Source organism: Parabacteroides sp. merdae-related_45_40, from assembly GCF_001915675.1.
This window is the reverse complement of sequence record NZ_MNQY01000125.1, coordinates 26232-46746: the sequence shown is the minus strand read 5'-3', so window position 1 is coordinate 46746 and position 20515 is coordinate 26232. Positions and strand designations below refer to the sequence as shown.

The window sequence follows — 20515 nt, the reverse complement described above, 5'->3', positions numbered from 1 at the left end:
GCCGATATCAGCCATCCCCAAAAAGCCTTGATCTTTTGGTAAGAGGTTTCAAAATGTACTTGTCCCGTACTTGACGCGGGAACAAGTACATTTTAAGATACCACCAACAGATAAATCATTAATTAAACATCTAAAATAAATCAAATATGAAACTACTAAATCTAACCGCTGCCCTCTTTTTAGGAGGTGTTCTGCAAGCACAAAACCCTTTACCGGCCATTCATCCGCAGCCACAGGAAGTTACATTATCTACCAACCGGTTGAAAGCGCCTCATGGCTTTACTCTTTCCGGCATGCAACATCCGGATGAAGATGCCATGCGCCTGATCAGACAAACTTTGTCGATAACAGACAACTCCGAAGCGCTACCGCTCAAAATTACATCGCTGGAAGACCGGACACCCGAACTGAAACGTTCAGGAGCCTATCTATTAGTTATCACACCAGAAGAAATCGACATTGCAATTTCCGACAGTCGCGGTCTTTTCTACGCAGCACAGACATTGCAACAATTGGCCCAAACCGACGGACAAGGCAATACGACACTGCCACTCGGAGTTATCAAAGACTATCCTGACGTCGCCTACCGTGGAACCGTCGAAGGTTTTTACGGCGATCCCTGGAGCCATACCGACCGCATCGAGCAGCTTCGTTTTTATGGAAAGATGAAGATGAACACCTATATCTACGGACCGAAAGACGATCCTTACCACAGTTCCCCAAACTGGCGCAAGCCTTATCCGGAAAAGGAAGCAGCACAGATCAAGGATCTCGTGAAGGAAGCCGCCTCCAACAAGGTAGACTTCGTCTGGGCGATCCATCCGGGCCTGGACATTAAATGGACAGATGAAGACCGGATGAATGTGCTGAACAAGTTCGGTATGATGTATGATTTGGGAGTCCGCTCCTTCGCAGTCTTCTTCGACGATATTTCCGGTGAAGGGGCCAAGGCAGACAAACAAGCCGACCTGCTCAACTTCCTGCAAAAAGAGTTTATCGAGAAGAAAGAAGGCGTCAGCCCGCTGATCATGTGTCCGACCGAATATAACCGGGCCTGGGCGGGAAGCGACTATCTGGATGTGCTGGGCAGAACGCTCGACCCGGCAATCCATGTGATGTGGACCGGCAACAGCGTGATCCATGATATCACACTCGAAGGGCAGGAATGGGTGAACAAACGTATTCAGCGTCCTTCGTATGTCTGGTGGAATTTCCCTGTAAGCGACTACTGCCGCGACCACCTGCTGATGGGACCGTCTTACGGGCTCGATCCGAATGCGGCACATGCCATGTCGGGTTTCGTCGCCAACCCGATGGAACGGGCGGAAGCTTCCAAAGTAGCCCTTTACGGAGTTGCCGATTATGCCTGGAACATGAAAGCCTATAACCCTGAAAGCGACTTCGTAGAAGCCTGCCGTTATGTTTTGCCGGAAGCACCGGAAGCATTCCGGACGTTCTGCGAGAACAACTGTGATCCCGGGCCAAACGGACACCGTTACCGCCGCGACGAATCCATCCGCTATGCCGAATCTGCCGAAGCATTCCTCCATGACTTCCGCCAGCACAACTATAATGCAGATGCCGCTGACCGGATGAACCGACTGTTCGCCGAGATCACAGCCGCCCCTGCCGCCATCGAGACAAGCCGCAACAAGGCGCTGATAGACGAAATCAAACCGTGGCTGATGCAGTTCCACCTGTTAGGGAAAGCCGGACAAAAGGCTATCCGCACTGCCGAAACCGGACAAGGCGAGGATCGTGCCGCCACCTGGCAATCGTATCTGTCGCTCACCTCGTTGCTCGACAGCATGCGCACGATCGACCGGACCTACAATCAGAATCCGTATCAGAAAGGCGTGAAAGTCGGCTCACGAGTCCTGACCCCGTTCGTACAGGAAATACATTCAGGTGTCGGAAGCAACCTGCTGTTTGCAGACCAGACAGATGCTACCCCCCAGATGAGTAAGGCCTCTATCCTGACGGATATCGAACAATTGAAATATCAGCCGTTGAAGGAAGGCAAAGACCAGATCGGATACAACCGCCTGAACGAAGTGCTGCGTATCGAGCCGGGACAGTCCTTCGGCCTTACCTGGGAATTGCAGAAAGAGGCCACCTCCTTCAACTTCAGCCTGCCGAAAAGCGAAAACAGCGGACGGGTATTCGAATGGTCCGCCGACGGCAGACAATGGACGGCTATCGCCGACATCCCCGCCGACCAGGCCCGCTTCAAATTGGAAAAGCTCGCTCCCGGAGCACGCTATATCCGTATGCGTAATGCAACTGACAAGCAGATGCAAATCTACCTGTACGAATTTGCCGTGACAACGAAAGAAGATACCTCCATCGACCCCGTCCGCCTGATGTATGACAAGAACCTGGAATCTGTCAACACATTGACCGCAAGTTCACGCATCACGATTGATAAGGAAAAGGAGGGTTCGCTCGAACTGTACTTGTCCGGCTCCCCTTGCAGCCAAGTTGTGGTAGAAGGCTCACCGTTGAAAGGGAAAGTGAAACAAGTGCTTTACTCCGGCCCGGCAAATTATATCAAGCTGAAAAAAGAAGCCTTGGAGAGTGTAAAGGCATTAGAACTATATAACGCAGGATCATCCCCTGTCAACATCCACGAGATCAATTGACAAAGAACAACGGACAATTGACAATCAAACTGCAAAAACATTTAATTGTCAATTGTCCATTCTCAATTGTCAATCGTTCAATCCATCGGATACCGCACCCCCCATTCGGAGCGAAGATCATCCAGCATCTGCATGATGTGCAAAGTTTCCGCATGCGGCATACAAGGCGTTTCGATCTTTCCCTCACGGATCGCGTCGATGGAAGCCTGCACCTGATACTCGAAACCCGTTATCTGTGGCGGACAGGTATAGCGAGCCACTTCCTCATGATTGACCGAATAGACGACTGCCAACTGCGGGTTGTTGATATTATCGACGATTATATATCCTTTATCCCCCGAAATAACTCCCTGGCGATCGTTCGCACAGAAAGCGGTCATTTGTAAAACAGCCATCCGATGATTCCGATACACAAAAGTAATGCTGCTCTGCAAATCCACTCCCGTCTCCCCTTTCACGCAGGCAGAAGTAATCCCCGTAATTTCCGAGCCGAAAAGCATCCTTGCAAAGTTGATCGGATAAACGCCGATATCCAGCAAAGCACCGCCACAAAGTTCCGGTTTGGCGATGCGCTCCTTCTCGGCAATCGGATATCCGATATTGGCCGTCAGCATCATCACGCGTCCGATCGTCCCGCCGTCAACCAGTTCGCGAAGCGTCTCGGAGAAAGGCATATAACGTGTCCAAATCGCCTCAGTCAGGAAAACCTGTTTTTCTTTCGACAGGCGTATCAACGTCTCCGCCTGCTCTGCATTGGCGGTAAATGCTTTTTCACATAAGACCGGCTTACCCTTTTCGAGGCACATCCGCGCCTGCTCAAAATGATGGGAATGCGGGGTGGCGATATAAATCAACTGTACTTCGGGATCATCTGCCAAATCCTCGTATGATCCGTAAGCCCGCGTAAAGCCCCATTCACAGGCAAACCCTTCGGCATTTTCCTGGTTACGGGAAGCGACTGCATACGGTTCAACCCCTTCCATATCGCGCAGCGTATGCGCCATTTTGCGGGCGATATGCCCAGCTCCTATAATTCCGACTTTAAAACGTTCCATTAGCTGTCATTTTTTATCGGGTAAATATACAATAAAAATTCCATGCCCATGAAACTTTTACTTCACAAGCATGGAATTCAAAAGTGATCGCAATACTATATCCTACTCCATAATCACCACCACCGGATTATCCTCCTCACCCACCTTTTTCAAGGCGGCCACTTCGGCAGGGATATCCGTTTCACCGGCGTTATCCTCGAACCAGGAGACGACTTCTTCCGAAGGGAGAATGGCAGCAAATTCGCCCGAAGCGGAGACAGATACAGGCTGTAAGGGAAGGAAGCCATTCGTATCGTCGGTTATCTTGTCATCAAGAGGAGAAACCTTGACGGCTCCGTCCGCCTTCCGGTAAAGGGCATTATAAGTCTTCTGTTTGTCGTTATAGACATTCGTCATAAAACGGAAAAGGATCACATCTTCGTTTTCCATGAACTTTGTCGGGTAGATAGCATCTTTCTTATCCTCGAAACGCTCGTTGTAAGACCAACTGTAGACACCTAAATCCAGCACGCGCACAGGTTGCAGCTCTTTCGCTGCCGACACCCGATAGATCGTATCATTATAAGACTGGCGGAAATAAAGATCCTTGCCCGCATGCCAGAAACAACTGTTGCCAAGCGGATAAATGGCAGACCTGCCATCCTTATATTTTATGAACGCCAAACCATCTCCCCCATCTTTCAAGACCGAGATGGAAACAATATCGTCCGGAGTGATCGCCTTGTCTCCTTCCTGCCCGACCGGTAACGATTCCACACGGACAATCTCATCTCCACGGAACAGAGCGATACGGGCCGGCAAACTGTCGGTAGCCGAATAATAACCAGCGATAAGATCCGCATCCAAATAGTCGAACACTCCCATTGCCGGAAACTCATCGGCGGAAACCGAAGGAGTCCAGATATGGTCGAATCGACCGTCCGCCCCGTAAACAACGATTTCATTTTTCCAGCCATGGAAACTTAATTGGCCGGTATACGGGTTCTGCCATCCTCCGTGGACATCCGAATAGCCTTCAGGATCTTCCCCCACATGCCCGACCGAACGGATAAAGCGACCCGTTTTTTTGTCGAATAGCTGGCAGCGGTCCCGACCGGATGTCACAACAATCCAATCATTCAGGATAGTTGCATACGCTCCCTGCCCCACCAGGCAACTATCGGTCGTTTCCAAGGCGACATAGCGTATTTTCTTGAAACAGTCGGAAGTCTTCAACTCCGTCTGATTCTCAAAAGCAACTCCCAAAGGAATCGCTTCGAGTTTTGCCTCCTTTGTTTCCCCTCCGCCACTGCAAGCAGCAAGAAAAAGACATGCCACTGCCACAAACACATGATTTTTCATACGATTTTCATTTTACTTTAGAAGAGGCTTTTTTCGTTGTGATCAGGATCACGCCTCCGACTGCTTTTTTTCCGTACATTTCGATGGCGCTCTTATCTTTCATTATCGATATCGATTCGATTTCGTTTGGATCGACCTTGTCCAGTCCACCCGTATATTCGACACCGTCAATCATGACAAGCGGGTCCGGCTTGGCATACCGGACACCTTCGGCAGGACGCATATTCGATTTAAATTCCAGAGGACGCAAGAGAGGCTTGTCTTTCTCTGCTTGCGACATCTTTTTGTCCTGTCGGGATGTGAGGACTTCGGCAAACTCCACTTCGGAGATATTTTCCAACCGGCGGGAAATTTCAGGACGGGCGAACGCAGCAACGGCAACGGCTGCAAGAGGAAGCACATAAAGGAACTTCAAGCGAGCCCAGGGGTTCGATTTTTGTTTTAACATCATAGTAATCCGCTTTTTAAGTTTACTGTGGTCGAAACTGTTGGCCATAGAGGTAAAACGCTGTGCTCCGACCGCTTTCTTTATTAATAACAATTGATAATGCTTTGCATCCACGCCATGTGCGATCACACTCTCGTCCGCCTCATACTCATGCACGTTCTGCAGTTCCTGCTTGAGCAACCAAACAGCGGGATTGAACCAATGCAGGACGGCACAACATCCGGCAAACCACATATCCAATGAATGGCAAGCTCTGATATGCGCCTGTTCATGCGCCAGGATTTCAGCTCCGCTCTCTTCCATATCGATGCGGGAGATAACAATATATTTCATCCAACTGAAAGGCGGGACCGTCAGGTCGGTCACGACAAGCCGCGTACCATCTTCCAATACGGCCCGCTCGCCCGAACGTATCAGACGCACGATCTGGCAGACGGAATAGAGGAACCGTCCTGCAAAAAAGAGGCATCCGCCGGCGTAGATCATAAACAAGGCCGCCAACCAAGACGAAAAGCGACTCTCTTCTTCCACAGGAGTTCCGCCCATTTGCAAGAACCGTTCGAGTTCCAACGCCGTACGTTGTACGGCGACCGGCTCATCGGCGGCAAGCTGTACAAAAGGAATCGCGATTGAAAAAACTATCACACCAAGAAGAGCCATCCGATTGAAACGGTGGAACGTATCCCGGCTCAAAAGCAGGCGATAGAACAGATAGAACACTGCCAGACAGCAGGTGGATTTTATTATGAATACTAAAAATGCTCCCACGTTGAAAGAATTAAAATTAATAATAATGAATCCCCCCCTCTCTTAATCATCAATTGTCGATTGCCTGTTGTCAATTGATTCTATCAGCTCCTTCAGTTCCTCCACCGAAATCTCCTCCTCCTTCACCAGCGAAGAGATAACACCGAGGTAGGAATTGTTGAAATACTTGGCAATGACGTTTTTCAACGTGCTCCGGCTATAATCGGCTTCTGTCACCGCAGCATAATATTGGTAGGTATTGCCAAACGTATGATGTGCCAGAAAACCTTTCTCCTCCAATCCGCGTACGATCGTGGAAAGGGTGTTGAAATGCGGCCTCGGCTCATCGTAAAACTCAAGCAGTTGTTTGACGAACAAAGGGCCTTTCGTCCAGAAATAGCCCATGATTTCTTCTTCTCTTGCAGTCAGTCGTTTCATGATATCTTGTTTGTTCGGGACAAATATAACTAAAAAAAATAGTTTGCAAACTATTTCAATTAGTTTATGAACTATTTTTTTTAGTGGAACAGGAGTTGTAAAAAGTAAAAAATCCTGTCCGAAGTTCGGACAGAACTTCAAGAGTCCTAAAAACGCTGTCCGATCTCCGGATCGCATTTCAAAAACACCAAAAGTCCGGTCCGGGCTTCGGACAAAACCTCGAAAATCCTCAAGATGCCATCCGAGCTTCGGATCATATCACAAGAAGATTTGAAGTCCTTGCCGAAATCCGGAACGTATTTTTCGAGTATTTCAAATCATTTCCGAAATAAATGAGATTATTTGATAGACTGTGAAAATTAATGACTATCTTTCGAATCAATTAATTACAATCAATAATAGAACAACATGAAAAAAATTATCCGGATTCTAAATCTAGACATTCATTCCCTGAATAATGCCGAATACAAAAACTTCATGGAGCGCTTCTTCAAACTGATCCCGCTCAAGGCTGTATCAGGAGAGGGAGACCGCCCCAGTGAACTCCGCCTCTTGGGCGAAGAAGAAAACATGACATCGGATTTCGTAGGGATCAGCGATGAGGACAAGGCGACATTCAATGCCGACATGCTTCTCCTGACAGATGTCGTCAACCAGTCGCGCACGAACGACAACACGGCTCTACTGCTCAATCTCGACAAGCGTCGTGATCCGTTGGTTTCATTCATCATCAACACGACCTCCATCGGACGTAAAAGTTCGAATCCTGCATATGCACAAGCATGCATCAGCTTGTATAATATCTTGAAACCGTATCGCGGCATACAAAACATTCCGATGCAACAGGAAACCGCACAGATCAAAGGCATGCTCTACGATCTCGACAAACCGGAAAACAAACAGAAGATAACGCTTCTGCATCTCGACGACACCGTCTCCGAGTTGCGCGACGTAAATGACGAATTCGACGCATTGTCCAGCGACAGAACCAACGAACGGGCGATCAATGCAGTCGGGACGGCGAAGGAAATACGCCACCGCCTCAACTCGCAATACGACTATATCACTACCACCATCTTTGCCCACAGCATTGCGGTCCCGTCGGACGAGGCAACGCTTTTCATCACGCAACTCAACCAGCTGATCGATGAAACCCGCACCGCCTACAACCTGCGCAAAGGTATCACCGCATCCAATAAGAACAAAGGGCAGGGCGGCAATGACGAACGTCCGGGCGAACTTTAAGCCCTCTCATCCCTTCTGCAACAGATAACCCATCAAGCACGAACCGACATGGTTTACAACAATAACCCATGTCGATCCGTGCTTATTTTCACCCTTTTCATACGCCTCCGAAGGACTATTTCATGATAAGAATTATTAAAATACTTATTGATAACATTTTTTAATAGGCACTGAACATTTCCCTTTTTCCGAGCTGTTTACCTCCACACCACCTCCCCATCCATCCCTGGAACAACATCGGAGGACAGACCAATCTCATCCAATTGCAAATCCAAGGGGGACGAAAAATAAAATCGTAATTCTCTATAATAATCAAGCAGAACTTTTGCATCGGAAAAACACCAGCTTCCGCTACACTCCCGCTCCCCTTTGCCGCAATCGCCACTACACACCTCTCCCCCTGCCGCAGAGCTTTTTAAGTTAAGAAACGGATTAATCCGCATTTCCTTCCGGCTCCCGGAGTCGTAAACAAATCAAAATGCCTCTTGGTTATTGAATGCAAAATCGTACCTTTCAGTCACAAATCCCGAACATCTCATTGAAAAGGCGATCAGGTATGGAGGTAAAACCAATTCATCGGAGTAGGAATCTAGACATTATTATTGCTATAGGGAATTGGAAATTATAAATTCACGCCCTTATTAAATTCTCAAAACCTGCGAATAAATAAGAGCTTTTTTAATGAAATGAATCGGGTTTTTCATATATGTTTTCTATCTTTGTCGTGGTAATTGGACCTTGAAGCGTCAAGGAAACATTATTTTATGATTTATATAAAAAGCGTTTTGGTTTATCCTTAAGTAGAAATCTAGACAATTTCAAGCCATAGAAGGGTCATAAACAAAAATGCTCATGTTTCGATTATATACCCAATGTATATAGCATAAGGGCGTGAGCAAACTGTTGTATAGTACTGCATGGCGGGTTGTCTAGAACCTCTACTTAAGTCCGAACAACAGTCCTCACGCTTTTTCATTTTATAATACGCCCGATTTTGGAGGACTACCGGACAATTTAACAAAAATGCCTATGAATTAATAAGATAATATTTTTTTCCCACAATAAGCGATTTTAGTATTATCCCTAAGTAGAAATCTAGACAATTTCAAGCCATCCGGGAGAAGTAGCTAAACAATGAGTTCCTTACGTTTTATCGTATCTGTAAAGCGTGGGCTATGTTTATACTTATCAGGATTAGCGATAGTATTAAAGACAACAGTCCCGCGCTTTTTCATCTTAGACAAATCCACCCGGGGACAGGGTACGGAAAGAAAAACAATAACGATAAAACAACTATTATATGACTACAAAAAGAGCTCTAATCAAGGAATTGGCACAACGGATGGAATGTACGGACGTTGCCGCGAAGAAGTTTCTGAATTCATACATCGAACTAATAACCGAAAAACTTTCAGAAGGTGAAGGGGTGAGCATTCATTATTTTGGCAAACTGGTTCCCCATTACCAAACAGAGCGTCCGGGACGTAACCTTCGTACAGGTGAAGAATGTAAAATACGCGCCCGCACATCAGTAAAATTCAAAGCCAGTGAAATACTGATTCAAAAACTGAATCCTGGAAAATAAAACAAAAAGAGTGCACCGAAATCCGGCGCACTCTTTTTGTTTTATCGTTTCGGGATATCTACCGATGTTTCCTGTTCACCCAATAAGTGGCGGGAGAAATAGTCGACCATACGCCAGTAGAAATATTCGTCCATATCGCCGAAGCCGTGGCGTTGCTGCGGAAGGAGCAACATGTCAAAACGCTTTCCGGCACGGATCAGGGCATCTGCCACACGCAGCGTATTGCCCGGATGGACATTGTTGTCGATGTCACCATGTACGAGCATCAAATGACCTTTCAGCCGACTTGCGATCTCTTCGTTCGTCTTGATGTTGTAGACGAAAGTCGTATCACCCTTTTCGCTGACCACTTCCTTCACGCCATGATGCGTCTCGCTCCACCAACGGTTATAGATACGGTTATCATGGTTTCCGGCACACGAGACGGCTGCCTTGAAGAAGTCGGGATATTGCAGTATAGCAGCCGTAGACATGAAACCTCCACCCGAATGGCCGTGGATACCGACACGGTTGATGTCGATGAATGAATAGCGGTTGGCCAGTTGCTCGATAGCCGCTTTCTGATCCGCCAACCCATAATCACGCAAGTTGCCATAGCCGAAGTTATGATACCATTTCGAACGGCTCGGATGTCCGCCCCGGTTTCCGACCGTGATCACAATAAAGCCGGCCTGTGCCAGACGATCCGTGCGCACACTCATACGGCTGAACGGATAAACGGTTGCTTCGACTTGCGGGCCCGGATATACATAATCGATGATCGGATACAGGGCCGTCGAATCGAAATTAAACGGTTTATACATCACACCATAGAGGTCGGTCACGCCATCCGCAGCCTTCACCTTGAAAGGTTCGGGAAACTGGTAACCGGCAGCCAGCAACCCAGAGAAGTCGCTCTCTTCAAGCGTCATCAGCTTGCGGCCGTTACTATCCATCAAATCCGTACGCGGGATAGTGTTCACACGCGAATAATTATTGACCACAAAGGCCGCATTGTCATCCATGCTGACTGTGTGGAAATAGTCGCCCGGAGTGACTTGCTGCAAACCACTTCCATCGAGGCCCACACGATACAGGTGTTCGTAGTAGGGATTCTCATCTTTCTCTTTCCCGTTAGCCAGGAAGTAAACGACACGTTTGGCTTCGTCCACTTTCACGATCTGGTCTACATGCCAGGGGCCGCGTGTGATGCGGTTCTTCAGGTTACCTTCTCCGTCATAGAGGTACAGGTGCGCCCAGCCGTCACGTTCGCTCCACTGGATCAACTCCTTGCCATCACCTACGGCTGCCAACGGGCGGACTTCCTGATAAGTATTCATACGTTCCTCGATAATCGGACAGATCGAATCCTGTCCGACCGTATACGAACAGATGTCGATACGGTGCAGGTCGCGGCTCGAACGAGTAACGAAGAAACGGTTATTGTCGCCCAGCCAGACACTCGCCACCTCTTTCCGATCACGGTCTTTCTGCCTCCACGGCTTACGTGCCAAGCGCAATGTCTGATCTTTGAATGCAGATGTGCGGATTTCCTTATAGCTGTTGTCGTTCATGTCGAACAAGAACAGATGCTGGACAGGCGCTTCTTTCTCACCGGGCATCTGGTATTTATAGGTTTCCAGCGTCGGACGAGGCGAAGCCATAGAGTTGATTACCCACAAGTCTTTCACGGCACGCTCGTCTTCAACCGTCACGGCAAAATAACGGGAATCGGGTGACCAGACAATCCCCCAAACGCCTTTCCGCTTGCCGTTGCAAAGCGTGTCGGTGTTCAGCAAGCTATAGGGCTGGCCGAAACCAAAGTCTTTCACACCGAAAGTAGTGAGTTGTATATCCGTAACCGTACTATCCTTATCGTCTTTCTTCAACTTCTCGTAATCCTCGCGGGACATCCGATAGAGGTTCAGGTCTTTTGCATACACGACTGTTTTGCCGTCGGGCGAGAAAGAGGCCCAGTCGGGATATTCCGTTTCTTTCTTCTTTTCTTTGAGCCAAGTCAGCTTACGCGTGGGATAGTCGTAGGAGAAAAAGAATATCTCTTTCTTCGGACCTTTATCCTTGTCGGTACTGTCTTTTTTAGCCTCTTGCGAAGAGGTGATCTGGAAAGTAAAAGTGCGACCGTCCTCTCCAGCTTCGAGCTTCTGGATGGGTAGTTGCTGGGCAGTGAACGGGTCTTTGACGATCTCGGTTATCTGTGCGGCAATATCGTCGAGGTCAAAAAGCGGACGTTTCGTCTTCGCCACCGGATCGACGACATACCAGACTTTGCCGTTGCCGGTCTTATATTCATACCAAAAACTACTGCCCTTCCGGAACCAGTGCGGATCGACAGATGTGGAGAAAAGCATCGTGTTCAGCTTCTCCTTCGTGAAACGTTCGGCCTGGACGTATCCGGATAGCCGCTCCGCTTCCTGCCCTTTCGCTTCCGTGCCACAGAACATCCCGGCACAAAGCATCACTAATAGTAGTTGTTTTTTCATTTGACGTTGTTTATATATAAGTTGTTATTGCAGATAAATCATCATTTAACTATGAATGATTACATAAATAAAAAGGCTGCATATAAAGTATTGACATTATATACAGCCTCTTTCGTTTGTTTATTTATATTATACCGGAAGAGTACCACCGATCAGGATAACAACCAGCAAAGCCAAAATTGCATACAATTCGGGGAATACGGCCATCACCATAGTAGCACCGAACACATTGTGGCCGGCTCCAACGCCTGCGATACCATTTGCACAAACCTCTGCCTGACGGATAGAAGAGAACAGACCTGCAAAACCCAACACCAGGCCTGCACCGAAGATAGCGGTCGCATTCAACATTGTGATGCTATCAACTAAAAATTTCTGCATCATGAAGTAACCTACAAATCCATACAATCCCTGAGAAGAGGGCAACGCGCTTAATGCGATGTAAGTACCCAGTGCATCGGGATTTTTCTTCATTGCTCCGACAACGGCATTACCCGCAATCGTTACCCCATAACTACTACCGATGAAAGTCAGACCTGTCATCAACGCAATACCCAGATAAGCTAATAAAATTGGTTCCATAATGATAATTGTTTTAATTTATTTTTTTGTTATTGTTTAATTTACTTTTAATAATAGATAAACATACCTCGTTTGCCTATGCTTTCTTAAAAGGCCGGTACTCTTTACCTCCTCCTTCAAATTCGGCATTTTTATAATATTCGACAAAGATAAGACGTAGAGGATGGACAAGCGAACTGATCGTACAAAGCCCGATGTTGATAGCATGGCCGACCAACAGGATCAGCAACATGCATACCGCACGCAACACTATGTTCATGCCCTCCGTCATATCTACGGCCAACTGGTTGAATACACCCCCCAAAATCGCACCTGTCAAACCGATTGCAAACAACCGGATATACGACAAGGTGTCACCCAGCAATCCGGAAGCCATGTTGTAGGTATTCCAAAGCCCTGTACCGAAATTCAGGAAGATATTCTTTCCCGGCGAATTATACAGGTAAGCTACAACCAAGCCGATAACCGCAATACCGATAAAGACCGTCTTGACGGTTTCGGGCAATTGCAAATTCAGCATCGGCAGCCCGAATGCCAGTGCCAATGCCGTAATAACAAAAACCCAGGCAAAAGGAGCAATACTATATTTGACACCTTTTTGCGCCTTCATCTTAAAAGCAGCAACCGTCTTTCCGAAGATAATCTGAACCAGACCGATAACGATTGAGAAGGTCATCAAATTGTCACTGCTTACAAAGTAGTCTTTCACTTTCGATAATGCCGGGACATCGGCCAATGCGATCCCAAAGAAAGAACCCGTACACGTACCGACGATTATCGCCGCCAAGCCCAAATACTGGAACAAGGTAAGATAAGGTTTGAAGTCCGGATTGACTTTCCGCTTGAAGAACGAGCAAGCCAATAACACTAACAAACCATATCCTCCGTCTCCGAAGCACAGTCCGAAGAAGAGCATGAAGAAGGGAGCAAAAAGAGGTGTCGGGTCGAACTCGGTGTAATTCGGCAAGGAGAACATCTTGGTGATCGGTTCGTACAACCGGTTGAACTTATTATTTTTCAACTTGATCGGAACACGATCCCCATCCTGTATATCCAACTCCTGGAAATAGTAACCTTCTTTTTCAAGGGCGACCTCCATAGCCGGAGCCTCTTCCGTCGGAACAAAACCTTCCAGCAACATCAACTTATCGCCGGCTTCGCGATCCGTCTGCACCAGCGTATTGGAAAGATTGAATTCGTTTTGGATATTCTTTTCCAACTCTACCAATGTATTGTATTGCTCAGCTGCATACTCTTTCAACTGATTGTTCAATACCTTGATATTATCCAGCAATTGTTCCATCGCAAGATGAAGTTTTGCCAATCCCCGGTCGGGCATTTTCGGACGTTCAGCATCGATATCGATTGGCGTTCCCGTCTTGGTGACCGTCACGAAATAGGTAACCGACTGGAAATTATTGACAAGAAAAGCATTGTACTCTTCTCCCCATTTAGGTTCGTATTTGGAAGTCGGGCAACTAAAAAACGTCACGTCGAAGCCAGCCTTTTTCAACCGCCTGATATTTGCATAGCTGAACTCTCCCCAGATATCCATATAAGCGATATCCTTTTCCAGCGAAACTTTCGCTGCCTGTAACTGGGCCTGCTTTTCTTGCATTTCTTCCAGCTTGCCTACCAACTTCAATCCTTCGGCTTTTGTCAGTCCGCGTGCCGGAGCAACAGTCACCTCTTTCGTCTGGGAATTCAAGTTCTTGCAATAGCGGATCGCTGTACTTACCTGTTTCCGTTCGGCCAGCAAAGCCTGTAGTTCCGCATTATCCAGAACAGAATTCGTTTCCTTCACATGCACAACACCCAATTCGCGGAGAGTCGTGAGGAATGCATCATATTCTCTATGATATACCATAAAGGCATACTTGCTCATCTTTACTATCATACTTCAGCCTCCTCTTTTTCTTCTTTCGCTTTACGCTTTTCCTGATTAGCCCGCATGATCTTTTGTGATGACTTGGAGAGACTTTCCTCGTCTTCCATGAATCGTTTCACTTTGCGGATCGCATCTTTATAACCCGGAATCTGTACCTTCTCAAAAAGATTCACTTTCTGAGTGGTTTTCTTCCGCGCATGCTCCAACAACTCCAACTTCATACCCGAAAACTCAGCTTCGATGCCGGTACGCGCCAACTTCTTCAACAGTTCGATACCGTCGGTAAACCAAGCAGGGGCATTGAACAGGCTGTAACGGCCGATCTCGAATTCGATCTCGTCCAACACAGGGACCACTACACCGGCTATCTTTTTGGTAGAAAGAGAAACATCCCGTACCGCAATCAGTTCGGGATTAAACTCGTTCCACAAAGCCATCATGTTTTCATAGCTCTGTATCTCCTGTTCAAGCTGAAGTTCCAATTTCGTCACTTCATCTTTGGTCCGCTTCACTTCGATACGCAGGGCGCTTTCCTTACTTTTGATCGTCGGCAGGGAACGCTCACGCATCTTCAGTTGCTTTTCCAATTGCTGAAGAGAGGTTTTATTATATTGAAACTTTATTGCCATTTTCTATACATTTATGATTTCTGATTCATAACTTATGAGTCGATGATAATTCATAAATTATGAATCAGAATTCTTTTATTTCTTCCAGTATTTGTCGACCAACGCCTGTTTGATGTTCACTTCGGCAGGTTCGAAATACTCACCGAACAAGTCCCATGCCACATCGAGCATTTCGGTCGTATCGAGATTGACATCGATAGCCAATAGCTTTTCGGAATAATCCTTTGCAAAAGCCAACGTACGGTTATCGTAGTCCGTCAGATCGAAACCGTTCTCCATCTTCGTCTTCGCATTGGCGGCATCGGCATACAGGCGAACGGCAGCATTCATCACCTGCGGATGATCCTCGCGTGTCTTCTTCCCGGTCACCAATTGTTTCAGACGGGACAGACTTCGGAACGGGTCGACGATTACCTTGCCGACATCGCTATCCTTACGGAGGTACAACTGCCCTTCGGTGATGTAACCTGTATTGTCAGGCACAGCATGCGTGATATCACCACCGGACAAAGTCGTCACGGCAATAATCGTGATCGAACCACCGGCAGGGAACTGAACTGCTTTTTCGTAAATCTTAGCCAAATCGGAATACAAGGAACCCGGCATGGAGTCCTTCGACGGGATCTGGTCCATACGGTTGGACACGATAGCCAAAGCATCCGCGTAGTTGGTCATGTCGGTAAGCAACACCAACACTTTTTCGTTCTTCTGCACGGCAAAATATTCGGCCGCACATAAGGCCATATCGGGGATCAGGATACGTTCTACAGAGGGGTCTTCCGTCGTATTGATAAAGCTGACGATACGATCCAACGCACCGGCATTGCTAAACGTATTCTTAAAGAACAAATAGTCGTCATTCGTCATCCCCATACCGCCTAGGATAATCTTATCGGACTGGGCACGCAAGGCAACCATTGCCATTACCTGGTTGAACGGCTGGTCGGGGTCAGCAAAAAACGGGATCTTCTGTCCAGTTACCAACGTATTGTTCAAGTCGATACCGGCAATACCCGTAGCGATCAGTTCGGAAGGTTGCTGACGACGAACCGGATTCACAGACGGACCGCCGATTTCAACATCTTTGCCTTCGGGAACAGGACCGCCATCGATCGGATCACCATACGCGTTGAAGAAACGGCCGGCCAACTGGTCCCCGACTTTCAACGAAGGCGCTTTTCCCATGAACACGACTTCGGCATTCGTACGGATACCTTCCGTACCGGAAAAGACCTGCAAGGTCACTTCATCGCCGATAATCTTTACCACCTGAGCCAGCTTGCCGTCGACAGAGGCCAACTCGTCATACCCTACTCCCGTCGCTTTCAGCGAACAGGTAGCTTTTGTAATCTGGGTAATCTTTGTATATATCTTTTGAAATGCTTTTGTTGCCATACACTCTATTATTTATCTTCGCGCTCTGCAATCAGTGCGTCAAGTTGGTCGTTAAACTTCTTGAACTGTTCGCTCTCATATTCGGAATAGTTCATCTGCTTAAAGATGTTGATCATCTTCTTAAAGTATTCCATTACTTCGAGGAAAGTGTTGAACTTGAACTCGGCATGACAAATCTTCACAACCTTGTTCAGCATAAACTCCTGACGCGCAAGAGGGGTTACCGCGTCGATCGCATCGAATGCATCCTGTTGCAGGATCACGAAGTCGATCAGTTCCGATTTCCAGAAAATCACGTGATATTCTACAGGTACGCCGTCGTCACCGAGGATATTGATCTGTTCGGAAATTTCCTTACCGCGCAACATACGAGTCTTGATCTCGTTCACCTTGTCGATCCAGGTCGGAGAGATATGACCCGCAATATATTCCTGGAATTCGGGATATTCCAGATACTTGGAATAACTGTCGATCGGATTCACGGCCGGATAACGTTTACGGTCGGCACGCTCCTGTTCCAAAGCATAGAAACAACGGGCCACTTTCTTCGTATTTTCCGTCACAGGCTCTTTCAGGTTACCACCGGCAGGCGATACCGTACCGATGAAAGTTACGGAACCCGTTTCACCATTATTCAAATGTACATAGCCGGCACGTGCATAGAAGTTAGCCACGATTGCAGACAAGTCCATCGGAAACGCGTCCGGTCCGGGAAGTTCTTCCAAGCGGTTGGACATCTCGCGCAAAGCCTGTGCCCAACGGGAAGTCGAGTCGGCCATTAAAAGCACCTTCAATCCCATGCTCCTGTAATACTCGGCGATCGTCATAGCCGTATATACGGATGCTTCACGGGCAGCCACAGGCATGTTTGACGTATTCGCGATAATGATGGTACGCTCCATCAACTTACGGCCCGTATGCGGGTCGATTAGTTCCGGGAACTCGGTAAAGATTTCCACTACCTCGTTCGCACGTTCGCCGCAGGCGGCAATGATTACGATATCTGCCTCAGCCTGTTTGGAGATAGCGTGCTGAAGCACGGTCTTTCCGGTTCCGAACGGTCCGGGGATAAATCCTGTACCACCTTCTACGATCGGATTTACCGTATCGATCGTACGGACACCCGTTTCGAGCAACTTATAAGGACGTGGTTTTTCTTTGTAACAGGTGATGGCACGTTTTACCGGCCAGCGTTGTATCATCGTCACCTCCACATCTTTGCCGGTTTCGTCCGTCAAGACGGCTATCACCTCTCCTATTGTATATTGTCCTGCTTCTTTCAGGCTCTTGACCGTATATTCTCCTTTGAAGGTAAAAGGAACCATGATCTTGTGAGGCTGGAAATTTTCGTCCACTTCACCCAACCAGCCACCAGCAGCCACCTTATCACCCACTTTGGCAAGAGGTTTGAAATCCCACAACTTATCATTATCCAACGGGAACGTATATTCTCCACGCCTGAGGAAAACGCCTTCCATCTTATCGAGGTCATTCTGCAAACCATCGTAGTTGCGTGACAACATACCCGGTCCCAACGTTACCTCCAACATATGTCCTTCAAACTCGGCTTCGTCACCCACCCGCATACCGCGAGTGCTCTCAAATACCTGTACAAAAGCATTCTTGCCTATTACCTTAATAACTTCCGCCATCAGCTTCACGCCTCCTACGGAAATGTAACAGATCTCATTTTGGGAAACCGGTCCATCCACCTCTACGGTAACAAGGTTGGAGACGATCCCTTTTACAATTCCTTTCGTAGCCATAACGTTTAATTAATTAAGAATTAAGAATTAAAAAATCAAGATTGTGCGTCGAACTCAATCCTTGAAAATTCCTTACTCCTTTATCCTTAACTCTTTTATTTTTTAATTTTTAATTCTTCATTTTTAATTTTCCAAATTCTTCCAGGGCATGCTCGCTGCCTTTCTTCATCGCTCCGACGATCTCACGGAAAGTCTTTTCACCGGTCGCCTTATCCAGCATCACCCAGCGTTCGATCATTTCCAACTTCAGCAGATAAGCAAATACACTCTCTATATCGAAAGGCTTAAAGAATGTATGTTCTTCGAGCCATTCCCACTTCAAAAGGTCCACTTTCTTCTCGCGAACCATCAAATCCGTTTCCTCAGCAATACGCCAGAGATCAGGCAAATAATCCACCGTGTCTCCCAACCCGAAATCACGGGCATTGGATGTACGAAGCGCCTGGGCTACTTCATTATCTCCGACGATATACCCGGCTTTATCGAAACCATGTTTACGGCAGGTAATAGCGGTCAACATATTGTTGATATTCAAGTTTAAGCAGAACCAATCGCTGACGAACTTATTCGCATTTTTCATGGCATACGCATAATAGAGGGCTGCCAGACGGTCTTCCCAGGGAATTTCCTGTTTGTTTTCTTTGCCTTGTGCTTCAAGATAAAGCTTGAAAAACTCTTTGAAATAAGGAGGCATCCGGTCATTCTTGGGTGGCTTTTCTTCTTCCTTCAACGCTTTGTAAAGAGCATCAAACTCATCATACGTTATACGTCCCCGTGGATCCGGATCACGATCCGGTTGTTTGGCATGAGCAATCAGGTTCTTATTGTCGAATTTGAGAAAGAACAGATCGATCAACTTCTTATCGGCCTTCGTCAGTATACCGTCCAATTCCTGTCTGAATTGACTGATGGAATAGGTCAATTTACTATCATCGAGCGCAATATTGGGGAGTCCTGCGATTAAGCAATAATATTTACCCATATCAGAACAGCATTTCTACCAATCCTGGACGAAGGAATTCCTTGAAGAAAGCAACAAACTCGTCTTCTCCGAAACTTACTTTATACGAACCGTCAGCCGGGACGATTGTGAAAGAAGCATCATGGCCGCTCACTTTTTCAATCTTCACACCTCCGTCCAAGAGGCTTTTGGCATTGGCTTCAAAATATTTGGTGAGAGCATCGGCATCGGCCGTCCGGATCGTAATCGCCTCCTTCACAACCCATTCCTTTGCCATTTCTAAAATCACTTTCTGCATAAATGCAGTATCAGAAACGATCGCTTTCACATTGGAGGAAGTAATTTTTCCCGTAATGAGATTTACCACTTCGCTCTTCAGTGCTTCTACAGATTGGGTAGCAAACAGCTTCAACTCGGCTTCCGTATTCTTTTTCAACTCGGCGGCCTGCTTTTCAGCCTGTGCCACAATACGCTTTGCTTCTGCTTCTGCCTCAGTCAAAATAGCCTGTTTCTGAGCATTTGCATCGGCAATGATTCGCCCTGCTTCTTCGTTGCCTTTCTCTACACCTTCTTTGTAGATTTTGTCGGTCAGTTCCTGAATCTTTGTATCCATTTCTATATATTTTTTTAAGTTGTTCCCACGTAAGTATTAAACGCCTACAAAGTTATTCTTTTCTTTGAATTAGCATTCAGTCTATCCTAAAAATTTGCGATTATACAATTTTTCACACCACTGGTTAGTCGGGATGGTCGCCACCAGCTTGTGATAGATAACAGATAAAATACCCTTTTCGCAAAACTTTTCCAAGTTTGAATTAAAAAATATCAGAACCAGACCATATCTATCATATTTATATATTTTGAAAAACTACTGTCATACTATCACTAATCGCCTTTTATCAATTGAATATCAAAGGACAAAAGCAATGATAGTAGGTATGATGGATGCCTTTTCCATCTATCATACTGTCATTAACTGCCTGTCCGATATTTTTCTTCACATGACTTATTTTCAATAACATAATAAGATAAACCCATTGACACTCGGGTGTCAAGACCGTTCACATCCGGGTGTCAAAAGCCTGTAAACGGGAATCTTCGGCACTTTTTCTGCCTGTTTGAAGCAAAATAAGTCACGTGTTTCATGAAAAAAGACGGCATCTCCTACAGAAAAACATCAATACAACTCTCAAAACCAACAAATGCTAAATTCAAACAGGCTCTTAGCGGCAAGCATAGCAAGTAATATTTTTTAACGTTCCAAATCTATTCAAAACAGTCTTTTTTCTATCGAAATGACAATTCGCATTCTA

15 protein-coding genes are annotated in these 20515 nt (G+C 46.7%); 3 read left to right on the top strand and 12 right to left on the bottom strand.

Annotated features, from left to right (window positions below; all coding sequences use genetic code 11):
* The first annotated feature begins 146 nt into the window (after positions 1 to 146).
* Positions 147 to 2642 (top strand): beta-N-acetylglucosaminidase domain-containing protein, encoded by a 2496-nt coding sequence (locus BHV83_RS17315; protein WP_286757811.1) that lies wholly within the window; start codon positions 147 to 149, stop codon positions 2640 to 2642.
* 77 nt (positions 2643 to 2719) lie between these two features.
* Here BHV83_RS17315 and BHV83_RS17310 read toward each other — a convergent pair whose 3' ends face one another.
* From BHV83_RS17310 to BHV83_RS17295, 4 genes are all read right to left on the bottom strand, one after another.
* Entirely contained in the window at positions 2720 to 3697 is a 978-nt protein-coding gene (locus BHV83_RS17310; protein WP_005644058.1) for a Gfo/Idh/MocA family protein, read from the bottom strand.
* Between the two features lie 102 nt (positions 3698 to 3799).
* Positions 3800 to 5038, bottom strand: a complete 1239-nt coding sequence (locus BHV83_RS17305) for a DUF4934 domain-containing protein (RefSeq protein ID WP_286757810.1) — start codon at positions 5036 to 5038, stop codon at positions 3800 to 3802.
* 7 nt (positions 5039 to 5045) lie between these two features.
* A complete protein-coding gene (locus BHV83_RS17300) occupies positions 5046 to 6254 on the bottom strand; it encodes a M56 family metallopeptidase (RefSeq protein ID WP_286757809.1) in 1209 nt (402 codons plus the stop codon).
* Positions 6255 to 6296: 42 nt separating this feature from the next.
* Positions 6297 to 6671: a BlaI/MecI/CopY family transcriptional regulator gene (locus tag BHV83_RS17295; RefSeq protein WP_005644064.1), complete on the bottom strand. Its 375-nt coding sequence runs from the start codon at positions 6669 to 6671 to the stop codon at positions 6297 to 6299.
* Between the two features lie 408 nt (positions 6672 to 7079).
* Here BHV83_RS17295 and BHV83_RS17290 point away from each other — a divergent pair, with 408 nt between their 5' ends.
* A complete protein-coding gene (locus tag BHV83_RS17290) occupies positions 7080 to 7916 on the top strand; it encodes a DUF6261 family protein (protein WP_270518920.1) in 837 nt (278 codons plus the stop codon).
* Between the two features lie 1300 nt (positions 7917 to 9216).
* Complete coding sequence (locus BHV83_RS17285; RefSeq protein WP_005638763.1) at positions 9217 to 9501, top strand: HU family DNA-binding protein; 285 nt, start codon at positions 9217 to 9219, stop codon at positions 9499 to 9501.
* Between the two features lie 41 nt (positions 9502 to 9542).
* Here the strand turns inward: BHV83_RS17285 and BHV83_RS17280 are convergent, their stop codons facing one another.
* The 8 genes from BHV83_RS17280 to BHV83_RS17245 all read right to left on the bottom strand — a co-directional run bounded on the left by BHV83_RS17280 (position 9543) and on the right by BHV83_RS17245 (position 19815).
* Positions 9543 to 11981, bottom strand: a complete 2439-nt coding sequence (locus BHV83_RS17280) for a S9 family peptidase (protein WP_005638765.1) — start codon at positions 11979 to 11981, stop codon at positions 9543 to 9545.
* A gap of 129 nt (positions 11982 to 12110) precedes the next feature.
* A complete protein-coding gene (locus BHV83_RS17275; RefSeq protein ID WP_005638767.1) occupies positions 12111 to 12563 on the bottom strand; it encodes an ATP synthase subunit C-like protein in 453 nt (150 codons plus the stop codon).
* A 76-nt stretch (positions 12564 to 12639) separates the two neighbouring features.
* Complete coding sequence (locus tag BHV83_RS17270) at positions 12640 to 14460, bottom strand: V-type ATP synthase subunit I (protein ID WP_005638769.1); 1821 nt, start codon at positions 14458 to 14460, stop codon at positions 12640 to 12642.
* Positions 14457 to 15080 carry a V-type ATP synthase subunit D gene (locus tag BHV83_RS17265; protein ID WP_005638772.1) on the bottom strand — a complete coding sequence of 208 codons (624 nt, stop codon included), beginning with the start codon at positions 15078 to 15080 and terminating at the stop codon, positions 14457 to 14459. The genes BHV83_RS17270 and BHV83_RS17265 overlap by 4 nt, the downstream gene beginning before the upstream one ends.
* A 75-nt stretch (positions 15081 to 15155) precedes the next feature.
* Complete coding sequence (locus BHV83_RS17260; protein ID WP_005638774.1) at positions 15156 to 16475, bottom strand: V-type ATP synthase subunit B; 1320 nt, start codon at positions 16473 to 16475, stop codon at positions 15156 to 15158.
* 8 nt (positions 16476 to 16483) lie between these two features.
* Positions 16484 to 18241 carry a V-type ATP synthase subunit A gene (locus tag BHV83_RS17255; protein WP_122116162.1) on the bottom strand — a complete coding sequence of 586 codons (1758 nt, stop codon included), beginning with the start codon at positions 18239 to 18241 and terminating at the stop codon, positions 16484 to 16486.
* Positions 18242 to 18350: 109 nt separating this feature from the next.
* The gene (locus tag BHV83_RS17250; RefSeq protein WP_046451935.1) at positions 18351 to 19223 is read right to left on the bottom strand and encodes a DUF2764 domain-containing protein; all 873 of its coding nucleotides are present in this window, start codon (positions 19221 to 19223) and stop codon (positions 18351 to 18353) included.
* A 1-nt stretch (position 19224) separates the two neighbouring features.
* Positions 19225 to 19815 (bottom strand): hypothetical protein, encoded by a 591-nt coding sequence (locus BHV83_RS17245; RefSeq protein WP_005638780.1) that lies wholly within the window; start codon positions 19813 to 19815, stop codon positions 19225 to 19227.
* Positions 19816 to 20515 lie beyond the last annotated feature (700 nt).

What these genes read in the sequence shown, in the direction of transcription:
- BHV83_RS17315 (WP_286757811.1), top strand. Translation starts at nt 147, where the DNA reads ATGAAACTACTAAATCTAACCGCTGCCCTCTTTTTAGGAGGTGTTCTG.
- BHV83_RS17310 (WP_005644058.1), bottom strand. Translation starts at nt 3,697, where the DNA reads ATGGAACGTTTTAAAGTCGGAATTATAGGAGCTGGGCATATCGCCCGC.
- BHV83_RS17305 (WP_286757810.1), bottom strand. Translation starts at nt 5,038, where the DNA reads ATGAAAAATCATGTGTTTGTGGCAGTGGCATGTCTTTTTCTTGCTGCT.
- BHV83_RS17295 (WP_005644064.1), bottom strand. Translation starts at nt 6,671, where the DNA reads ATGAAACGACTGACTGCAAGAGAAGAAGAAATCATGGGCTATTTCTGG.
- BHV83_RS17290 (WP_270518920.1), top strand. Translation starts at nt 7,080, where the DNA reads ATGAAAAAAATTATCCGGATTCTAAATCTAGACATTCATTCCCTGAAT.
- BHV83_RS17285 (WP_005638763.1), top strand. Translation starts at nt 9,217, where the DNA reads ATGACTACAAAAAGAGCTCTAATCAAGGAATTGGCACAACGGATGGAA.
- BHV83_RS17280 (WP_005638765.1), bottom strand. Translation starts at nt 11,981, where the DNA reads ATGAAAAAACAACTACTATTAGTGATGCTTTGTGCCGGGATGTTCTGT.
- BHV83_RS17275 (WP_005638767.1), bottom strand. Translation starts at nt 12,563, where the DNA reads ATGGAACCAATTTTATTAGCTTATCTGGGTATTGCGTTGATGACAGGT.
- BHV83_RS17270 (WP_005638769.1), bottom strand. Translation starts at nt 14,460, where the DNA reads ATGATAGTAAAGATGAGCAAGTATGCCTTTATGGTATATCATAGAGAA.
- BHV83_RS17265 (WP_005638772.1), bottom strand. Translation starts at nt 15,080, where the DNA reads ATGGCAATAAAGTTTCAATATAATAAAACCTCTCTTCAGCAATTGGAA.
- BHV83_RS17260 (WP_005638774.1), bottom strand. Translation starts at nt 16,475, where the DNA reads ATGGCAACAAAAGCATTTCAAAAGATATATACAAAGATTACCCAGATT.
- BHV83_RS17255 (WP_122116162.1), bottom strand. Translation starts at nt 18,241, where the DNA reads ATGGCTACGAAAGGAATTGTAAAAGGGATCGTCTCCAACCTTGTTACC.
- BHV83_RS17250 (WP_046451935.1), bottom strand. Translation starts at nt 19,223, where the DNA reads ATGGGTAAATATTATTGCTTAATCGCAGGACTCCCCAATATTGCGCTC.
- BHV83_RS17245 (WP_005638780.1), bottom strand. Translation starts at nt 19,815, where the DNA reads ATGGATACAAAGATTCAGGAACTGACCGACAAAATCTACAAAGAAGGT.